Annotated in this window: 3 protein-coding genes and 1 pseudogene; all 4 read left to right on the top strand. The window is 66.1% G+C overall.

Features of this window, described 5'->3' with window-relative positions; translation table 11 throughout:
* On the top strand, positions 1 to 217 hold a 217-nt coding region (locus tag EN969_RS27805), incomplete at its 5' end, for a flagellar basal body rod C-terminal domain-containing protein (RefSeq protein WP_281060038.1).
* Between the two features lie 3 nt (positions 218 to 220).
* Positions 221 to 748, top strand: a complete 528-nt coding sequence (flgA, locus tag EN969_RS27810; protein WP_063168917.1) for a flagellar basal body P-ring formation chaperone FlgA — start codon at positions 221 to 223, stop codon at positions 746 to 748.
* Positions 745 to 1986: a flagellar basal body P-ring protein FlgI gene (locus tag EN969_RS27815; RefSeq protein ID WP_013529793.1), complete on the top strand. Its 1242-nt coding sequence runs from the start codon at positions 745 to 747 to the stop codon at positions 1984 to 1986. The genes flgA and EN969_RS27815 overlap by 4 nt, the downstream gene beginning before the upstream one ends.
* A gap of 9 nt (positions 1987 to 1995) precedes the next feature.
* A pseudogene (locus EN969_RS27820) lies at positions 1996 to 2186 on the top strand (hypothetical protein); the annotation flags it as partial.

The raw sequence follows: 2186 nt of genomic DNA on the forward strand, positions 1-2186 counted from the left end.
GTTCCAGGAAACCACGGCTTCGGGGCCCGCGAATGTCGGCGTGCCTGGCGATCCCGGTTTTGCCACCATCCAGCAGGGCTATCTCGAAGCCTCCAACGTCGACCCGGTCAAGGAAATCACCGAACTGATCTCGGCGCAGCGCGCTTATGAGATGAACTCCAAGGTCATTCAGGCCGCCGACGACATGGCCTCCGTGGTCTCCAAGAACATCAGGTAACGCATGATGTCGACGCCCGGCCTCCTGTCCGCATTCCGCCGCACCGCGCTCGTCCTTGCGCTGGTGACCGGCACGATGCCGGCTTTTGCCCAGGAATCGGCCAACCAGTCGGCCACCCGGATCGCCAGCAATCAAGCTGGCGGCGAGGTGGTGCTTATTCCGAGCCGGGTTATCTATCCCGGCGAGACCATCAACCTGGCTGCCCTGAAACAGGTCACCCTTATCGTCGGCAAGCACAAGCCGGAGGCGGTCGCCACACGGGCCGAAGAACTGGATGGCAAGGTCGCCAAGCGCACCTTGCTGCCCGGCCGCTACATTCCCTCCGCCGCCATCCGCGAGGCCTGGCTGGTCGAACAGGGTGCCTCCGTGCAGATCTTCTTCATCGCCGGCGGCCTGACGATCTCGGCGACCGCCGTGACGCTGCAACCAGGAGCCGCGGGCGACCTCGTCAAGGTTCGCAACATCGACAGCGGCAAAATCCTGTCCGGCACGGTGATGGCGGATGGAACCATCCAGGTCAGCGCTTCATGATGCGCGGGCTTACCTTGATCCTGGCAGCCGTGCTTGGCCTGCAGCCGGCGCTGGCCGACGGCCTGACGCCGAAGGCCAAGCGCGAGCTCGCCGCCAAGAATGGCGGCGTCTACAACGATCCCGAATATGATCCGGCCACCACCAGCCGCATGTTCCGGGTTTCGACCGGGCCGAGTTCGCTGCCGCCGGGCCAGGTCGCCTCGCGTATCAAGGACATCGCCCAGCTGCAGAGTTCGCGCGACAATCAACTCGTCGGCTACGGCCTGGTCATCGGCCTTGCCGGATCGGGCGACAGCCTGCGCAACTCGCCATTCACCGAACAGTCGATCCGCGCGATGCTCGAAAACCTCGGCATCGCCACCGAAGGCGGCAGCGCGCGCGCCAAGAATGTCGCCGCCGTCATCGTCACCGCCAACATGCCGCCCTACGTGCAGTCGGGCGCCCGCATCGACATCGACGTCTCCTCGATGGGCGACGCGACCTCGCTTTCCGGCGGCACGCTGATCATGACGCCGCTGAAGGCGGCGGACGGCGAAATCTATGCCGTCGGCCAGGGCTCGGTCATCGTGTCCGGCTTTACCGCGCAAGGACAGGCCGAGCAGCTGACGCAAGGCGTGCCAACCGCCGGCCGCGTGCCCAACGGCGCCATCGTCGAGCGTGCCGTCCAAGCCGAATTCGACGATCAGGCGATCCTGACGCTGCAGCTGCGCAATCCTGATTTCTCGACCGCTATCCGCATCGCGGACGCCATCAACGACTACACCGGCCAGCGCTTCGGCATGCGGGTGGCGGCCGAGCGCGATTCGCGCACCGTCCAGATCAGAAGGCCGAAGGGTGTCTCGGCGGCGCGCTTCTATGCCGAAATCGAGAATTTGGTGGTCGAATCCGACACGCCGGCCCGTGTCGTGATCGACGAGCGCACCGGCACCATCGTCATCGGCAATGATGTCAAGATCTCACGGGTCGCCATCAGCCACGGCACGCTCACCGTGCGCATCACCGAAGCGCCGCGCGTCGTCCAGCCCGAGCCCTTCTCCAAGGGCGAGACCGCGATCGAACCGTTCACCGCCATCGACGCCAGCCGGCCCGACGCCCGCGTTGCCGTGCTTGACGGGCCCGATCTCCAGACCCTCGTTTCCGGCCTCAACCGCCTCGGCGTCAAGCCGGACGGCATCATCGCCATTCTGCAGGGCATCAAGTCGGCCGGGGCCCTGCAGGCCGACCTGGTTCTGCAATAGGCGATGCCGATGAAGCGCTCCTTCCCACGCCACGACAGACGCCGCAAAGCCGCGATCCTGCTTGCGACCGCTTTTCTCGCGGCTCTGCCCTTTGCCGGCGGCACCGCGCGCGGCGAGGAGACGGTCCGCCAGGTCCTGCCGGGAGCACAGGTGGCGGCGGCGCCGCAGCAACTGACACGGGAAAAGGCGCCGGACCAAAG

It is taken from the genome of Mesorhizobium sp. M7A.F.Ca.CA.003.01.2.1 (assembly GCF_003998945.1).
GTDB classification, from domain to species: domain Bacteria; phylum Pseudomonadota; class Alphaproteobacteria; order Rhizobiales; family Rhizobiaceae; genus Mesorhizobium; species Mesorhizobium ciceri.

Excerpts from the sequence above, each read along its gene's own strand:
- flgA (WP_063168917.1), top strand. The coding sequence starts at position 221 with ATGATGTCGACGCCCGGCCTCCTGTCCGCATTCCGCCGCACCGCGCTC.
- EN969_RS27815 (WP_013529793.1), top strand. The coding sequence starts at position 745 with ATGATGCGCGGGCTTACCTTGATCCTGGCAGCCGTGCTTGGCCTGCAG.